Origin of the sequence: Micromonospora sp. ALFpr18c, assembly GCF_008868155.1 — a bacterium.
Taxonomy (GTDB): Bacteria; Actinomycetota; Actinomycetes; order Mycobacteriales; family Micromonosporaceae; genus Micromonospora.
Map to the genome: position 1 here is coordinate 1 of NZ_WBKR01000151.1, position 16,192 is coordinate 16,192.

General features: G+C 73.6%; 16 protein-coding genes. 8 read left to right on the forward strand and 8 right to left on the reverse strand.

The window, feature by feature from the left end; all coding sequences use genetic code 11:
* Positions 1-15: 15 nt before the first annotated feature.
* Complete coding sequence (locus F8271_RS22920) at positions 16-657, reverse strand: GPP34 family phosphoprotein (protein WP_151491888.1); 642 nt, start codon at positions 655-657, stop codon at positions 16-18.
* 172 nt (positions 658-829) lie between these two features.
* Between F8271_RS22920 and F8271_RS22925 the strand changes: the two genes are divergently transcribed.
* Genes F8271_RS22925 through hrpB form a run of 3 tightly spaced genes read left to right on the forward strand, consistent with a single transcriptional unit; the run spans position 830 to position 4,489 of the window.
* Positions 830-1,654, forward strand: a complete 825-nt coding sequence (locus tag F8271_RS22925) for a helix-turn-helix transcriptional regulator (RefSeq protein WP_278126993.1) — start codon at positions 830-832, stop codon at positions 1,652-1,654.
* Positions 1,655-1,695: 41 nt separating this feature from the next.
* A complete protein-coding gene (locus F8271_RS22930) occupies positions 1,696-1,896 on the forward strand; it encodes a DUF397 domain-containing protein (RefSeq protein WP_151491889.1) in 201 nt (66 codons plus the stop codon).
* A 28-nt stretch (positions 1,897-1,924) separates the two neighbouring features.
* Positions 1,925-4,489: an ATP-dependent helicase HrpB gene (gene hrpB, locus F8271_RS22935; protein WP_151491901.1), complete on the forward strand. Its 2,565-nt coding sequence runs from the start codon at positions 1,925-1,927 to the stop codon at positions 4,487-4,489.
* A 7-nt stretch (positions 4,490-4,496) separates the two neighbouring features.
* Here the strand turns inward: hrpB and F8271_RS22940 are convergent, their stop codons facing one another.
* Positions 4,497-5,222 (reverse strand): PP2C family serine/threonine-protein phosphatase, encoded by a 726-nt coding sequence (locus F8271_RS22940; RefSeq protein WP_151491890.1) that lies wholly within the window; start codon positions 5,220-5,222, stop codon positions 4,497-4,499.
* Between the two features lie 251 nt (positions 5,223-5,473).
* Between F8271_RS22940 and F8271_RS22945 the strand changes: the two genes are divergently transcribed.
* The 3 genes from F8271_RS22945 (at position 5,474) to F8271_RS34015 (ending at position 9,181) form a co-directional block, all read left to right on the forward strand.
* Positions 5,474-8,071, forward strand: a complete 2,598-nt coding sequence (locus tag F8271_RS22945) for a glycoside hydrolase family 9 protein (RefSeq protein WP_151491891.1) — start codon at positions 5,474-5,476, stop codon at positions 8,069-8,071.
* A 178-nt stretch (positions 8,072-8,249) separates the two neighbouring features.
* On the forward strand, positions 8,250-8,735 hold the full coding sequence (locus F8271_RS34010; RefSeq protein ID WP_192580412.1) for a hypothetical protein: 486 nt from the start codon (positions 8,250-8,252) through the stop codon (positions 8,733-8,735).
* Positions 8,714-9,181 carry a hypothetical protein gene (locus tag F8271_RS34015; RefSeq protein WP_192580413.1) on the forward strand — a complete coding sequence of 156 codons (468 nt, stop codon included), beginning with the start codon at positions 8,714-8,716 and terminating at the stop codon, positions 9,179-9,181. The genes F8271_RS34010 and F8271_RS34015 overlap by 22 nt, the downstream gene beginning before the upstream one ends.
* Here F8271_RS34015 and F8271_RS22955 read toward each other — a convergent pair.
* From F8271_RS22955 to F8271_RS22975, 5 genes are read right to left on the reverse strand one after another with little or no spacing between them, the layout of a single operon-like run.
* Entirely contained in the window at positions 9,157-9,414 is a 258-nt protein-coding gene (locus tag F8271_RS22955) for a UBP-type zinc finger domain-containing protein (protein ID WP_151491892.1), read from the reverse strand. The genes F8271_RS34015 and F8271_RS22955 overlap by 25 nt on opposite strands.
* Positions 9,411-10,985, reverse strand: coding sequence for a Na+/H+ antiporter (locus tag F8271_RS22960; RefSeq protein WP_151491893.1), 1,575 nt, complete (start codon positions 10,983-10,985; stop codon positions 9,411-9,413). Before F8271_RS22960 ends, F8271_RS22955 begins: the two co-directional genes overlap by 4 nt.
* Before the next feature lie 37 nt (positions 10,986-11,022).
* Entirely contained in the window at positions 11,023-11,988 is a 966-nt protein-coding gene (locus F8271_RS22965; protein WP_151491894.1) for a TIGR03885 family FMN-dependent LLM class oxidoreductase, read from the reverse strand.
* A 47-nt stretch (positions 11,989-12,035) separates the two neighbouring features.
* On the reverse strand, positions 12,036-13,451 hold the full coding sequence (locus F8271_RS22970) for an NADP-dependent succinic semialdehyde dehydrogenase (protein WP_151491895.1): 1,416 nt from the start codon (positions 13,449-13,451) through the stop codon (positions 12,036-12,038).
* 12 nt (positions 13,452-13,463) lie between these two features.
* A complete protein-coding gene (locus F8271_RS22975) occupies positions 13,464-13,727 on the reverse strand; it encodes a DUF6343 family protein (protein WP_151491896.1) in 264 nt (87 codons plus the stop codon).
* Between the two features lie 124 nt (positions 13,728-13,851).
* On the opposite strand from F8271_RS22975, the gene F8271_RS22980 reads away from it, so the two are divergent.
* Positions 13,852-14,445 (forward strand): antibiotic biosynthesis monooxygenase, encoded by a 594-nt coding sequence (locus F8271_RS22980; protein ID WP_151491897.1) that lies wholly within the window; start codon positions 13,852-13,854, stop codon positions 14,443-14,445.
* Positions 14,446-14,564: 119 nt separating this feature from the next.
* Positions 14,565-15,416: a GDSL-type esterase/lipase family protein gene (locus F8271_RS22985; protein WP_151491898.1), complete on the forward strand. Its 852-nt coding sequence runs from the start codon at positions 14,565-14,567 to the stop codon at positions 15,414-15,416.
* Between the two features lie 8 nt (positions 15,417-15,424).
* Here F8271_RS22985 and F8271_RS22990 read toward each other — a convergent pair whose 3' ends face one another.
* Entirely contained in the window at positions 15,425-16,180 is a 756-nt protein-coding gene (locus F8271_RS22990; protein WP_151491899.1) for an EcsC family protein, read from the reverse strand.
* Between the last annotated feature and the right edge of the window lie 12 nt (positions 16,181-16,192).

Sequence of the window (16,192 nt, forward strand, 5' to 3'; positions counted from 1 at the left end):
GGGTTACCGGGTGGGTCAGGGGATGCCGCGCAGCACGGCGGCGCCGACGGCGGCCTCGGTGTGCCCGACGAGTTCCTTCAGGGGGGCCGGCAGCGCGGGGATGAGGACGTTCAACCGGTGGTGGGCGCGGGGGCCGGCGCTCCACAGAACCTCGCGGGTCAGCCCGGCGGCCACGACCAGGCCGAGCAGCAGCGCGTCCGGCACGCTCGGCGGGTCGGGCCGGTCCAGCAACGCCCGCAGCCGGGTGGCCGGCCAGGCCACCGCGTTGAGGTCGATCGGCAGGTAGGTGACCGAGGTACGCAGCAGTCGGCGGCTCTCCTGGCGGCGGAGCACCCCGGCGCGGGCCAGCCGCTCCCCCACCGAGGTCGTCGCGCTCTGCGCCAGGAAGCTGAGCCAGGTGTTGACCGCCTGGTGCTGGGACTCCCCGATCAACTGATCGAGGACGGTGTGCGCCAGCGCGTCGGCCGGGGGACGCCGGTCGATGACGGTCACCTGTCCACCCACGACGGTGATGTGTCCATACAGGATCAGCTCGCCCAGGAGGCCGCCGGCCAGCCCGAGCCCGGTCGCCGCCGGGTGCAGTTTGGCCTTGCCGCGGCTGTCGTTGTGAGCGATCAGGAAGAACTCGTCGGCGATGAGCAAACGGTCCTCCCGCACGGGTGTGTCCACAGTGATCGCAACAACCGGGAAAGGATGCACCGACAGCTACTGCAATGCAACTCCCAGATTTGAAAGTTGCACTCCGTGCAGGCGCGACCTGCGAATCTCGTCGTGCCAGACTCGGACGGTGACCGCCACCCCCGCCATCCGACCCACCGCCAGCCCGACCGTGCGCCGTCGCCGCATCGCCAGAGAGCTCCGCCAGCTCCGGGAACGGGCGGGCATGACCCTCGATGTGGCCGCCCGCCAGCTCGACATGTCCAAGAGCAACCTCTCCCGGATCGAGACCGCGCAGATCGGCATCAAACCCCGTGACGTCCGCGCGGCGCTCGCCCTGTACGAGGTGACCGGGGCCGACGCCGAGGCGTTGATCGAGATCGCCCGGGGCGCCCAGCAGCGCGGCTGGTGGCAGAACTACAGCGACGTGCTGCCCGAGTGGTTCGAGTTCTACGTGGGACTCGAGGCCGAGGCGGCGGCGCTGCGCACGTACGAGGCCGAGTCGGTGCCCGGGCTCCTACAGACCGAGGCGTACGCGCGGGAGATCTACCGACGCACCGCGGGCGAGGACGGCCTGGAGCGCAAGGTAGCCGCCCGGCTGCACCGGCAGGAGGTGCTGCGCCGCGACGACCCCGTCCACCTGTCGGTCGTGCTCAACGAGGCGGTTCTGCTGCGCCCGGTCGGCGGCATCGCCGTGATGGCCGAACAGGTGGACCACATGAGCCGGGTCGCTCAACTACCCAACGTGACAATCCAGGTACTTCCGTTCGCGGCCGGCGGGCACCCCGCGATGAGCACCCCGTACGTGATCCTCAACTTCGCCGACGCCGCCGACGCCTCCGTGGTTTACCTGGATAACCTCACGATGGGATTGGCTCTGGAGGATGCCGACCAGGTGCTCGGGTATAGCCTTCTGCACGAGGAGCTGTGCCGGATGGCGCTCGATCCGGCGGCGTCGATGACCCGTCTGGAGCAGGCTTCTCGTAACTTTGCGTGACCGCGTCTGCGGCACGCCGACGCAGACGAGAGGTTCCGCGGATGACGGCGCACGACCGGACCGGGGCGGACTGGCGCACCAGCACGCGCAGCAGTGGCAACGGCAACTGCGTGGAGGTCGCGACAGTCCACGGTCAGGTCGCCGTCCGGGACAGCAAGGACCGCTCCGGCCCGGTGCTCGCCTTCGCGGCGTCGTCCTGGCGGAGCTTCGTGCACGGCGTGGGTGACGTCCGCCGCCGGTGAGGCGTCCGGGCCGGTGCGAGACTGGGCCGTGCTCTCCGACGTAGCCCTGGACCTGCCGGTCCGTCCGGTGCTGCCGGCGCTTGTCGCGGCGCTCGACGCGGCCGGCGCCGGGGTGCTGGTGGCCCCGCCCGGCACCGGCAAGACCACCCTGGCGCCGCTGGCCGTGGCCGACCGGGTGACCGGCCGGGTGGTGATCGCGCAACCCCGTCGGGTGGCGGCACGCGCCGCCGCCCGCCGGATGGCCGAGCTGCTCGGCGAACGGGTCGGCGAACGCGTCGGCTACGCGGTCCGCGGCGAACGACGGGTCGGCCCGTCCACCCGCGTCGAGGTGGTGACCACCGGCCTGCTGGTCCGTCGGCTGCACCGCGACCCGGAGCTGCCCGGCACGGGTGCCGTGCTGCTCGACGAGTGCCACGAACGGCACCTCGACGCCGATCTGGCCCTGGCGTTCACAGTGGAGGCGCGGGCCACCCTCCGGCCCGACCTGTGGTTGCTGGCGATGTCCGCCACCCCGGACACCGACCGGTTCGCCGCGCTGCTCGGCGGCGACACCCCGGCCCCGGTCGTCCGGGCCGAGTCGGCGCTGCACCCGGTGCGGCGGATCTGGGCGCCACCACCGCGGCCGGTCGCACCGCCCGGAGCGGGACCGGTCGACCGGGCTCTGCTCGACCACGTGGCGGCCACCGTCCGGCGGGCGTTGCGCGAGCACGACGGCGACGTGCTGGTCTTCCTGCCCGGCGCCGGCGAGATCGCGGCCGTCACCGGTCGGCTCGCCGATCTGCGGGACACCGTCGCGCTGCTGCCGCTGCACGGTCGCCAGCGCGGCAGCGAGCAGGACGCCGCCCTGCGGCCCGCGGACCGACGGCGGGTCGTGCTGGCCACCGCGTTGGCCGAGACCAGCCTGACCGTCCCGGGCGTGCGGGTCGTGGTGGACGCCGGGCTGTCCCGGGTGCCCCGCATCGACCTGGCGCGTGGGCTCGGTGCGCTGGTCACCGTGCCGGTCTCCCGGGCCGCCGCCACCCAGCGGGCCGGCCGGGCCGGCCGGGAGGCCGCCGGTGCCGTCTACCGGTGCTGGTCCGCCGCGACGCATGAGCGGCTGCCCGCCCGCGCCGAGCCGGAGATCGCCACCGCCGACCTGACCGGCTTCGCGCTGGAGCTGGCCGCGTGGGGCCGGCCGGACGGCGTGGGGCTCGCGTTGCCCGACGCGCCACCGGCCGCCGCGCTGACCGTGGCCCGGGACACCCTGAAGACGCTGGGCGCGGTCGACGCCGACGGTCGGATCACCGCGCGGGGGCGGGCGATCGCCGCCGCCGGCGCGCACCCACGGCTGGCGCGGGCGCTGCTCGACGGCGCGGTCCGGGTCGGCGCGGACCGGGCGGCCGAAGTGGTGGCCCTGCTCGCCGAGGAGAGCGCGGTCGGCCCCGGCGACGACCTGGTCGCCGGGTGGCGCCGCCTGCGCGCCGGCGTCGACGCGGGAGCGACCGCCCGCTGGCGCACCGAGGTACGCCGGCTGCGCGCCGTCCTGCCCGTCGACGCCCCGTCCGAGGGGCGCGGCGGAGCCGATGCGGCGGCCGGCCCGGGAACCGCGGGACGGGCGGGATCCGCCGAACTCACCGACGATCTCGCCGCCGGGCTGCTGGTCGGCCTGGCGTACCCGGAACGGCTGGCGCGGGTGCGACGACCGGGCGGGTCGGCGTACCTGATGACCGGCGGGACCGCCGGGGAGCTGGCGGCCGGGTCGGGGCTGGCCGGTTCCGACTGGCTGGCGGTCGCCGTCGCGGACCGCAGGCCCGGCGCGCCGTCGGCGCGGATCCGCCGGGCCACCCCGGTGGACGAGGCGACGGCCCGGGAGGCGGCCGGCCCCCTGCTGTCGACCCGCCGGGAGGTCGGCTGGGCCGATGGGGACGTGGTGGCCCGGGAGGTGACCCGGCTGGGTGCGATCGAGCTGCTCCAGCGCCGGCTGGACCGCCCGGACCGCGCGGAGGTGGCCGAGGCGCTGCTGACCGGCCTGCGCCAGGAAGGGCTGACGCTGCTGCCCTGGACGCCGGCCGCCCGGTCCCTGCGGGAGCGACTGGCGTTCAGCCGGCAGCACCTCGGCGCCGAGTGGCCGGACGTCGGCGACGAGGCGCTGCTCGACGCCGCACCGACCTGGCTCGGCCCGGAGCTGGCCAGCGCCCGACGCCGCGCCGACCTGGCCCGGGTGGACGTGGCCTCGGCGCTGCGCCGGCTGCTGCCGTGGCGGCAGGCCGCCCGCCTCGACGAGCTGGCCCCGGAGCGGATCGAGGTGCCCAGCGGCTCACGGATCCGGGTCGACTACACCGATCCGGCGGCGCCGGTGCTGGCGGTGAAACTCCAGGAGACGTTCGGCTGGCCGGCGGCTCCGCGCATCGCCGACGGTCGGGTGCCGGTGCTGCTGCACCTGCTCTCCCCCGCCGGGCGGCCGGTCGCGGTCACCGCCGACCTGGCGTCGTTCTGGCGCACCGGCTACCCGCAGGTGCGCTCGGAGCTACGCGGACGCTATCCGCGGCACCCGTGGCCGGAGGACCCGGGCACCGCGACACCCACCCGGAGGGTCACGCCGCGCCGGCGTTGAGCGCCGGTCACTCCTCCACCACGTCGGCCACCACCACGGTCACGTTGTCCGGTGCGCCCGCGTGCAACGCCAGGTCGATGAGCTTGCCCGCGCAGGCGGCCCGGTCCGGGTAATCGGTGAGCACCTCGGTGAGGGTGTCCGGACGGACCACGTTGGAGAGGCCGTCGCTGCACAGCAGCCACCGGTCGCCGGCGCGGGGCACCATCGTCGCGTACGACGGGGAGACGTCCTCGCCCTGCAACGCCTGGGTGACGACCGCCCGGCGGGGATGGCTGCTGGCCTGGTCCGCGGTGATCACGCCCTGGTCGACCAGCAGCTGGACGAAGGTGTCGTCGCGGGTGACCTGCTTGAGCACACCCTCTCGGAACAGGTAGGCCCGGGAGTCGCCGACGTGGGCGAGGGCCAGGCAGCTGCCGGTACGGGCGAAGAGCAGGGCGGTCAGTGTGGTGCCCATGCCCTGGCGCTCGGGATCCTCGTTGACCGCCTGCCGGATCCGGGTGGTGGCCAGGGCGATGCCGCCCTGGAGCGCGGCCACCAGGGCGTCCTCGGGTGTCTCCACGTCCAACGGTGCGACCGCGTCGATGGTGAGCGCGCTGGCCAGGTCGCCGGCGGCCATCCCGCCCATGCCGTCGGCGACGGCGACGAGCCAGGTCCCGGCGTGCAGGGCGTCCTGGTTTCCGCTGCGGATCAGCCCACGGTCGCTCGTTCCCACGGAACGCAGCTTCAGGGTCATGGGAGGCAGCCTGCCAGGCGGAGGGCGCAGTTGTCTCTAGGAGATCAGGACGACGGTGCGTGGCGCGGTCAATCTCACGTCTCGCATACCGCCACGTCGCGGTCCTCCGGGCCTCGTCACACGGCACATTCCATCCAACCAGATCAATTGACATGATGTGCCGTCGCTGGAAATATCGAGCCGACTCCTGGGAGCGCTCCCAGCATTCGGTCACCACCACCGCCCCACGTCCCGCCCCGGAAGGACTCCCCGTGACGACATCCCGACGCCGCCTCCTCCTGGCCGCGGCGACCGCCCTGGCCCTCACCGGCGCGGCCCACGCCGACCCACCACCGGACGCCCCCGAACAGATCGACAACGGCGACTTCAGCGCGGGCGTGAGCCCCTGGTTCTCCTACGGCACCGGCGCACTCGCGGTCACCGACGGGCGGCTCTGCACCACCGTTGCCGGCGGGCTCGCCAACCCGTGGGACGCCGGCATCGGCCAGGACGCGGTGCCGCTGGTCGCCGGCGCCGAGTACACCCTCGGGTTCAGCGTCTCCGCCACACCCGGCACCGCCGTCAAGGCCGTGCTCCAGCTGGGCAGCGCCCCGTACACCACGTACGCCGCCGTGGACGCCGCCGCCACCGGCACCGCCCAGCGCGTCGAGCAGACCTTCACCGTCCCGGACGACAACCCCGGCGCCCAGTTGATCTTCCAGGTCGGCGGCTCCCCCGAGGAGCAGACCGTCTGCCTCGACGACGTCTCGCTGCGCGGCGGCGAGCCGCCCGAGCCGTACGAGCCGGACACCGGGCCACGGGTGCGCGTCAACCAGGTCGGGTACCTGCCCGGCGGGCCGAAGAACGCCACCGTGGTCACCGACGCCACCGAGCCGCTGCCCTGGCAGCTGCGTACGGGCGCCGGCGCCGTCGTGGCCAGCGGCACCACCACCACGCGCGGTGTCGACGCCGCCTCCGGGCAGAACGTGCACTCGGTCGACTTCTCCGGGTACCGCACCCCGGGCACCGGGTTGACGCTCACCGTCGACGGCGAGACCAGCCACCCGTTCGACATCTCCGGCACCCTCTACGACCAGCTACGCTCCGACTCGTTGCAGTTCTTCTACGCGCAGCGCAGCGGCATCGCCATCGACGGGGACCTGATCGGCGACGAGTACGCGCGCCCCGCCGGGCACCTCGGCGTGGCACCCAACCAGGGCGACACCAGCGTGCCCTGCCAGCCGGGCGTCTGCGACTACTCGTTGGACGTGCGCGGCGGCTGGTACGACGCCGGCGACCACGGCAAGTACGTGGTCAACGGCGGCATCGCCACCTACCAACTACTGAACACCTTCGAGCGGACCAGGACGGCGGCCACCGCCGACGGAGGCGCCGGGCTCGCCGACGGCACGCTGCGGGTGCCCGAACGCGACAACGGCGTGCCGGACATCCTCGACGAGGCCCGCTGGGAGCTGGAGTTCCTGCTGCGTATGCAGGTGCCGGCCGGCAAGCCGCTCGCCGGCATGGTCCACCACAAGATCCACGACCGGAACTGGACCGGGCTGCCGCTCGCCCCCCACGAGGACCCGCAGCCGCGCGAGCTGCACCCCCCGTCGACCGCGGCCACCCTCAACCTGGCCGCCACCGCCGCCCAGTGCGCGCGGCTCTTCGCACCGTACGACGCGGCGTTCGCGGCCCGCTGCGGCACCGCCGCGAGCACCGCCTACGCCGCGGCGAAAGCCCACCCGGCGGTGTACGCCAGCCCGGCCGACGCCACCGGCGGCGGCGCGTACGACGACACCAACGTGACCGACGAGTTCTACTGGGCGGCGACCGAGCTGTACCTCAGCACCGGGGCGCAGACCTACCTGGCCGACCTGAGCGACTCGCCGCACCACACCGGCGACGTGTTCGACAGGCGCGGCTTCGGCTGGCAGAGCACCGCCGCGCTGGGCCGCCTCGACCTGGCCACCGTGCCGAACGGGCTACCCGCCGCCGACCTGGCCCGGGTCCGCGCCTCGGTCACCACCGCCGCCGACGCGTACCTCGCCGAGCTGCGTCGTCAGGCGTACGGGCTGCCGATGCCCGGTGACGCCAACAGCTACTTCTGGGGAGGCAACAGCAACGTCATCAACAACGCCGTGGTGCTGGCCACCGCCTTCGACCTGACCCGCGACCCCGTCTACCGCGACGGCGCCGTGCAGGCGATGGACTACGTGCTCGGCCGCAACGCCCTGAACATCTCCTACGTCACCGGGTGGGGCGAGCACGCGGCGCAGAACCAGCACAGCCGCATCTTCGGCCACCAGCTCGACCCGAGCCTGCCCCGCCCGCCGGCCGGCTCGCTCGCCGGTGGCGCGAACGCCGCCCTCCAGGACCCGTTCGCGGCACAGTTGCTGGCCGGCTGCACGCCGATGTTCTGCTACGTCGACGACATCAACTCGTACGCGACGAACGAGGTGGCGATCAACTGGAACTCGGCGCTGGCCTGGATCTCGTCGTTCCTGGCCGACCAGGGTGACGCCGGCGCGGTGCCGGCCAGCACCTGCTCGGTGGACTACACCAACTACGGCGCCTGGCAGGGTGGCACCGGGTTCACCGCCCAGTTGACCATCCGCAACACCGGCGCCACGGCCGTCAACGGCTGGAGCGTGCGGTTCGCGTTCATCGGCGACCAGCGGGTACGCGAGGCGTGGCTCGCGAAGGTCACCCAGTCCGGCGCGACGGTGACCGCGCGCAACGAGTCGTACAACGTCCGGATCGCACCCGGCGGCACCGTGACGTTCGGCTTCAACGCGACGACCACCGGCGGCGCCAACCCCGACCCGGGCCTGGTCACCGTCAACGGCGCGGCCTGCTCGCTGAGCTGACCGCAGCGGCTGGTGGCCGCCCCTCACGCGGGCGGCCACCAGCCCGTCATGATCGGCGTCGGCACCGCGCACCGCACCTCCCGCGCGCACCGCTGCGGGCGCTTTCGAGCTGATGACGTGAACGAATCACCGCCCCGACCCCGTGGACTCCGGCCGCCGCGCGAGCCGTGGTGAGGCCGTGGAGGGCGGCGAACTGGCGGGCACGGAGCGTCCCGAGGGCCGGGTGCACGCCTTCGCCACCCTGCGCGCGGTGGCCAACGTGGGCGTGGCGTTCGGGGCGGGGCTGGCCGGGTTCGCGCTGGTGGCGGACACCGGGTGGGCGTACCGGATGCTGGTGGTCGGCAACGTCGTCACCTATCTGGTGTCGGCGGCGCTCATCATGCGACTGCCGGCGTATCCGCCGGCCCGGCGGCCGGTCCGGCCGCGACCCGGCCGTGCGCTGCGCGACGGGCCGTTCCTCGCGGTCGCCGGGGCCTCGGCGGTGCTCTCCCTGCACTGGGTGGCGTTGACGCTGGTGCTGCCGCTGTGGGTGGTGACCCGTACCGACGCGCCGCCGGTGACGGTCGCCGCCGTGCTGCTGGTCAACACGGTGCTCAGATCCACCGTCGCACCGTCGTCGACCGGCGCCACCCCCGGCTCACCGTGCTGCTCGCGGTACGGCTGAGTGGGAGCGCGCGGCACGCGCTGCCGGCGGCCGGGACGATGCGTCGGGCCGGGCTGGTGCTCGCGGCCGGGATGCTGCTCTGGGCCGTGACCGGTGCCGCACCCACCGCCCTGGCGACCATCCTGCTGCTCGGCGCAACCGTGATCTACACCGTCGGCGACCTGTGGCACGGCACGGCCGGGGCGGCACTGGCCTACGACCTTGCCGCCCCGGATGCCCTCGGCGCCTACCAGGGTGTCGACGCGCTGCTGACCGGGCTGGCCCGCGCGGCGGGGCCGGCGTTACTGACCTGGCTGGTCCTCGACGGCGGCCCGATCGGTTGGCTGGCCCTGGCCGGGCTGCTCGCCGGCACCGGCCTGGCCGTGCCGGCGCTCACCCGACGAGCCCTGGCGAACCGCGCCGAACGCAGCCCGGCCAGCGGTCAGCCGATCTCCTCGTCGACGTAGCACCACCGCCAGTCCTCGCCCGGCTGCGCCGAGCGGATCACCGGGTGCCCGGTGGACGCGAAGTGCTTGCTCGCGTGCTGGTTCGGCGACGAGTCGCAGCAGCCGACCTGCCCGCAGCTCAGGCAGGTACGCAGGTGCACCCAGTAGGTGTCGCCGATGGCGACGCAGTCCGCGCACTCGTCGGGGGTGCGCGGCTCGGCGACACCGGCCTCGATCAGATGCTGACAGCTCACTTCTCGACCTCCTGCCGCAGCAACGACTCCTCCAGGTCCAGGTCACGATAGGCCTGCACCAGCACCTCCTCAGGGATCCGACCGGAGTCCCGGGCAGCCCGGAACACATCCCGCTCGGCGTCGATCATTTCTTGTCGCAGCCGACCGTACGCCTGCGACGGGGTTTCCCGCTCGGTGCCTCCGAGCCGTTCCCACGCCATGTTGGTGCGGTCCTCCAGTGCGCGGCGCAGCCGGTCCACCACCGCCTCCGGGGCGCTGTCCGCCAGCTCGTCGAGACGCTCCTGAGCTGCCCGGCTGGCCTGCTGCTGCACGCCGGCCGCGGACAGGGCGTCCTGCACCGGGTCGTCCTGCGGCAGCGTCAACCGGCGCGCGACGAGCGGCAGCGTGGCGCCCTGACCGACCAACGTGAAAACGATCACCGCGAAGGCCAGCCAGATGAACAGCGCCCGGGGGTACGGCTTGTCGTCGGCCAGGGTCAGTGGCAGGGCGAGCGCGGCGGCCAGGGTCACCACGCCGCGCATTCCGGCCCAGCCGATGATGATCGGGAACTTCGGTGAGGGCCGGGCGTCACGGCGACGGACCCGGGGCACCAACCGGGCCAGGTAGGTGGCCGGGAAGAGCCAGATGAACCGGGTCAGGAAGACGGTGGCGAGCACCGCGAAGGTGATCAGGACGAGCGAGCCGAACGGTTCGTCGAGGTCGCGCAGCACCTCCCGCAACTGGAGCCCGACCAGCAGGAAGACCAGGCCCTCCAGCAGGAACCGGACCAGCCGCCAGAACGCGCCGACCTGCAACCGGGACGCCGCCGACAGCAACTGGGGCAGCTTGTGGCCGAGCACCAGACCGGTGACGACCACCGCCACCACACCGGAGGCGTGCACGTGCTCGGCGGTGAACACCACCGCGAACGGGATGATCAGCGACAGGGCGTTGTCCAGCAGAGGGTCGCTGATCCGCCGGTGCACGAAGCCGAAGACCAACGCGCCGAGCGCACCGATCAGGATGCCGCCGCCGGTGGCCCGCAGCACCTCGACGGCGACCTCGGCGGTGCCGACCGCCGAGCCGATGGTGGCCAGCGTCGCGACCCGCAGCAGCACCAGCGCGGTCGCGTCGTTGATCAGGCTCTCGCCCTCCAGGATCGTGACGACCCGGCGGGGCAGTCCGACCCGCCGGGCGACCGCCGTGGCGGCCACCGCGTCCGGCGGGGCGACCACCGCGCCGAGGGCGAGGCAGATCGCGAACGGCAGCTGCGGCAGCAGCAGGTGCAGCACGAACCCGACCACGAACGCGGTGAACAGCACCAGACCGACGGCGAGCAGCAGGATCGGCCGGATGTTGTTCTTGAACGCCGGCACCGAGGTTTCCAGCGCGGCGACGTAGAGCAGCGGCGGCAAGATGCCGACGAGCACCAACTCGGGGTCGAGTTCCACCTGCGGGAAGCCCGGTACGTAGGACAGCGCCAGGCCGAGGACGACCAGCACGATCGGCGCGAGCAGGCCGAGCCGGCGGGCCAACGCGGCGCCCAGGGTGGCGATCGCCAGGAACACGACGACCGGAAACAGGCTTTCCATGGGGTACGAGCCTAGGGGTACGCCGATCCGGCCTCGATCAGCCGCCCGGGCGCAACTTCGGCAGCACCTCGGCGCCGAACGCGTCGAGGAACCCGCGCTGCTCCTGCCCGACGTGGTGCAGGGCGATCTGGTCGAAGCCGAGCTGCACGTACTCCTCCAGCCAACCGACGTGCCGCCCCAGGTCGGCCGACACGTTCACCACCTCGGCGACCCGCTGGGCCGGCACGTCGGCGGACACCACGTCGAAGTGCTCGACGGTCTCCAGGTCCCAGCAGACCGGCGGGGCGAAGACGTTGCTGCGCCACTGGTCGGATGCGATCGCCTCGGCCTGCGCCTGCTCCGGTGCCCACGAGACGTGCACCTGCAGGTGCAGGGGGCCGCGCCCACCGGCGTCCCGGTACGCGTCGATCATCTCGCGCAGGTGCGCCACCGGGGCGTTGACGGTGATCAGGCCGTCCGCCCACTCGGCGCACCAGCGGGCGGTGGCCACGCTGACGGCGGCGCCGACGAGCGCGGGCGGCTGCTCGGGGCGGGTCCACAGCCGGGCCCGGTCCACCCGGACGAGGCCGTCGTGGCTGACCTCCTCGCCGGCGAGCAGCGCCCGGATCACGTCCACGCACTCGCGCAGACGGGCGGCGCGGACGTCCTTGCGCGGCCAGGGGTCGCCGGTGATGTGCTCGTTGCTGGCCTCGCCGGTGCCCAGCGCGGCCCAGAACCGGCCCGGGTACATGGCCCCGAGGGTGCCGATCGCCTGGGCGATGATCGCCGGGTGGTAGCGCTGGCCGGGCGCGTTGACCACACCGAAGGGCATGCCGGTGGCCTGCAGGGCGGCACCCAGCCAGGACCAGGCGAAGCCGGATTCGCCCTGCCGGGCGCTCCACGGTGAGAAGTGGTCGGAGCACATGGCGGCGTCGAAGCCGGCCCGCTCGGCGTGCCGCACCGCCTCCAGGAGGGCGCGCGGACCGATCTGCTCATGTGAGGCGTGGAACCCGAACTGCGTCATGGGCGCACTTCCTACCCGCGATGGCACGGGCTGATGCCTGCCGCGACCTACTCGGCGTGCGCGCCGGCACCGGCGGAGGCCGCGCCCTCACCCACCCAGACCGTCTTGGTGTTGCAGAACTCCCGCATGCCCAGCGCGGACAACTCCCGCCCGTAGCCGGAGTTCTTCACACCGCCGAACGGCAGCTCCGGAAAGGACGTGGTCATCCCGTTGATGAAGACGTTGCCGGCGACCAGGTCGGTGGCGAAGCGCTCCTGCTCGGCCGGGTCCCGCGTCCAGGCGTTCGAGCCGAGCCCGAAGCTGGTGCCGTTGGCGACCTCGATCGCCTCCTCGTACGAGGACACCCGGAACAGGCCGGCGACCGGCCCGAAGACCTCCTCGGCCCACATCCGCATCTGCGGGGTGAGGTCGGTGACCACGGTCGGCGGGTAGAACCAGCCGTCACCGCTGGGCGGCTCGCCGCCGCAGAGCACCCTCGCGCCGTTGTCCACCGCGTCGCGGACCTGGGCGTGCACCTCGTCGCGGCCCCGCTCACTGGCCAGCGGCCCCACGTCGGTGTCCGGGTCCATCGGGTCGCCGACGCGCAGCGCCGCCATGTTCGCGGCGAACTTCTCGGCGAACGCGTCGAAGACGTCGGTGTGCACGATGAAGCGCTTGGCGGCGATGCAGGACTGGCCGTTGTTCTGGCAGCGGGCCGTGGTGGCCACCTCGGCGGCCCGGTCCAGGTCGGCCGACGGCATCACCACGAACGGGTCGCTGCCGCCGAGTTCGAGGACGGTCTTCTTCAGCTCCCGCCCGGCGATCTGGGCGATCGACCGGCCGGCGGGTTCGCTGCCGGTGAGCGTGGCGGCGCGTACCCGGGGGTCGCCGAGGATCTCCTCGACGGCCTCCGAGCCGACCAGCACGGTGGTGAAGGCCCCCTCGGGGAAGCCGGCGCGGCGGAACACGTCCTCCAGCAGCAGCGCGGTCTGCGGCACGTTCGAGGCGTGCTTGAGCAGGCCGGTGTTGCCGGCCATGAGCGCCGGCGCGGCGAAGCGCATCACCTGCCAGAGCGGGAAGTTCCACGGCATCACCGCGAGCACCACGCCGATCGGCTGGTAGCGGATGAACGCGCGGGTCGCCTTGACGGCGGCGGCGTCGGCCGGCTCGTCGGCGAGGAACTCCGGGGCCTTGTCGGCGTAGAAGCGGGCGCCGGTGGCGCACTTGGTCACCTCGGCCTGCGCGGCGACGTACGTCTTGCCCATCTCCGTGGTCATGATCCGGGCGATCTCGTCGCGCTCGGCGTCGAGCAGGTCGGCGGCGGCGTTCATCCACCGGGCGCGCTGGTCGACGGTGGTCGCGCGGAGCTGCTGGTACGCCAGGTCGGTGCGTCCGATGGCGGCGTCGAGTTGCTCGCTGGACATCGCCTCGTAGGTCTTGAGCACCTGACCGGTGGCGGGGTTGGTGGTGGCGATGTGGGGCATCTCGTCCTCCTGTCACTCGAACAGCGAGTGTCGTACGCCCGGCTCCTCGCGGCGGCGGGCGGCGCGGCGGCGTTGGATCACGACCAGGTCGACCACGGCGACCACCGCCAGGATCGCGCAGACCACGCCGAGCCAGGCGATGCCGGCCCAGAACGCCAGCACCGCGAAGATCACCATGATCACCAGGCCGAAGGTGGCGAGGGTGAGCCGGAGGTTCAGCGCGCTGTTCGCGTGGCCGACCGTGCCGCGGGCACGCCGGGGCTGCGATCTCGTCATGCCTCCCGATCTACCCCCGATCGGGGGTGTTAACCGGTGCGGCGCGCTCGCGCCCGCCTCGGCCGGTCGGTGTGCTCGGTTACATTGGTTCGCCCCGCGGGGCCGCAGACCGCAGGATGGACGCATGTCCATGACCCAGACCGTGCCGGTGACCGTCGCCATCGCCCGGCGTGCCGATCCGGCCCGGGCCAGCGAGATGGTGGCCTGGATGCGGGCCGGCACCGCGCTGGCCGAGGCGTTTCCCGGGTTCCTCGGCGCGGGATGGGTGCAGAGCGCCCCGGACTCACCGGAGTGGCACATGCTCTACCGTTTCGCCGACGCCGAGACGCTGCACCGGTGGGAGGAGTCGCCCCAGCGGCACTGGTGGCTCAGTTCGGCGCAGGGCATCGTCGAGCACACCCGCGTCGAGCGGCGTACCGGAATCGAGGGGTGGTTCGACCCGCCGCTGGAGCACTGGGTGGATCCGGTCGAGCCGATCCCGCCGACGTCGCCGCCGCGCTGGAAGCAGGCGGTGACCATCTGGCTGGCGTTCTTCCCGCTGAGCCTGACCGCCACCCTGCTGACCAGCCAATTTCTCGACGCCGTGCCGCTGACCGCCCGGGTGCTGCTGATGACGCTCTGCCTGACCCCGTTGATGACCTACCTGGTGCTGCCCAGGATCACGCGGGCGCTGCACTGGTGGCTGCACGGCCAGACGGCCCCCTGGCGGCGCGTATAGCACTGCGGGTGGCAGCGGCGGCACGCTCTGCCGCATACCCGACAGCAACTTCCCGCCAAACCACGTCCTACGCATAGAGTTACCGCGCTGTCGCTCTGTGCTGCGGAACGGGGGACGTCATGCCTCGACGGTGGGTCGCCGCACTGGCCTGTCTCGCGGCTCTGGTCGCCCTCGCCTGCGAGGGCGGCGGCTCGGCGGCACCGCGTCCGACCAGGAGCGCGCCGCAGTCCGGCGGGCCGGGCGGCATCGCGGCGCTGGGAGACTCGATCAGCACCGGCTTCGCCTCCTGCCTGGTGCTCACGTCCTGCGAGCGCAACTCCTGGTCGACCGGCGACGGCCTGCGGGTGCGCAGCCACTACCGCCGGCTGCTCGACCAGGACCCGGCGATCCGCGACCGGGCGTACAACCATGCCCGTCCCGGCGCCCGCGCGGACGCCCTGGAGGGACAGGCGAAGGCAGCGGTACGCGACCACGCCGACTACGTCACCGTGCTGATCGGCGCCAACGACGTCTGCCGGGGCGGGGTGGACGCGATGACGCCGGTGGCCGAGTTCCGGGCCGACGTCGACCGCGGCCTGCGGGCACTGCGCACCGGCCGGCCGAAGGCCCGGGTGCTGGTGGTGAGCATTCCCGACCTGTACCGGCTCTGGGAGGTCGGGCACGGCGACGCGCGGGCGGCACGCGCCTGGCGGCGCGGCGTCTGCCCGGCCCTGCTGGCCAACGCGACGTCGACCGCGCCCGCCGACCGGAGCCGTCGGGTCGCCGTCCGGGACCGGATCGACGCCTACAACGCCGAGTTGGTGGCGGCGTGCCGGGCGTACGGATCACGGTGCCGGCACGACGGCGGCGCGGTGCACCGGGTGCGGTTCACCCTCGACATGCTGAACCCACTGGACTGGTTCCACCCCAACGTCAACGGGCAGGGCCGGCTCGCCGAGGTGACCTGGCGCTCCTCCGGCCTGGCCGACTGACGCCCGCCTCAGGGGCGGCGCGGGGCGGGGAGGGCGGTGCCCCGCGAGCGGTACAGCGCCCGGGACCGTTCGGCGAGATCCTTGGTGGCCGACGAGTTGGCCCAGGTGCCCAGCACGATCGCGGCACCGGGCACGATCTTGGCGACCATCCGCTTCGCCGCCCGTACGCCGGCCATCCGGGCCAGCCGGACGCTGAGCTGCAACATGACCCGGCCGAGCGGGCGGTGCCCACCCAGGCCGAAGAGCGCGTCGGCGCGTTCCCGGCCGGCGGCGACGCCGAGGGCCAGCCGGGCGCTCTCGGCGACCTTGTGCACCCGCTGGAGCACCAGCAGGTCGGTGGCCCGGTCGGTGTGCAGGGGGTCGACGTCGTACGCGGCGGCGATGTGCAGCACCATCCGCGCCTGGGTCCAGGCCAGCACGCCCACGTCGAGGACGGCGCCGGGCAGGCCGGCCGCGCCGGAGACCGCGCCGGACAGCCGGGCCAGGTTGACGAACTTGCGGGTCGCCTGGTCGGCCAGGACGTCGGCGGAGACGCCGGGCTGCTCGGCCCGGGCGCGCCCGACCCACTGCGCGGCCTCGGGGCCGAGCCGGCGCACCGCCTCCAAGGCGAGGTGCTCCGGCGCGTACTGCGGGTCGTCGCGCATCCGGTCCCACAGGCGGGCCGGCGGACCTTCGACGGCGTCCGCCGGCCCGACCGGCAGGCTGGCGGACGGCTGGGGGGTGGACGCGGCGGGTTGGCCGCCGACGGGCGGGGTGTCGGTCACCGGGGCTCCCCA